We start from the raw sequence: 289 nt of genomic DNA, 5'->3' as shown, positions 1-289 counted from the left end.
ATTTGATGGTAACCCGTCTGTCGGAGCTCATCGAACGGGTGTACGAAAGCGAGCTGCAGCAGCAGAAGATCATTATCGCCAGGCAGCGTGCGGAATTCCAGGCTCTTCAGCTGCAGATCAATCCGCATTTTATGTATAACACGCTGGAGACGATCGTCTGTTACGCAGAGGTCAGAGGCTCGTCCGAAATTACGGAAATGGTATCCTCTCTTGCTTATATGATGCGCTACTCCCTCCTTACGTCTCTGGAGGAGATTACAGTGGCTAATGAGCTGAACCATGTGCTGAG

1 protein-coding gene is annotated in these 289 nt (G+C 50.5%); it reads left to right on the top strand.

Annotation, left to right across the window (positions count from 1 at the left end; genetic code table 11):
* Positions 1-38: 38 nt before the first annotated feature.
* The coding region (locus ACSNOG_RS33165; protein ID WP_436756380.1) for a sensor histidine kinase at positions 39-289 on the top strand (251 nt) is incomplete at its 3' end.

This window comes from Streptomyces sp. URMC 124, from assembly GCF_051386455.1.
Classification (GTDB): domain Bacteria; phylum Actinomycetota; class Actinomycetes; order Streptomycetales; family Streptomycetaceae; genus Streptomyces.
This window is presented reverse-complemented; position numbering and strand designations above follow the sequence as displayed.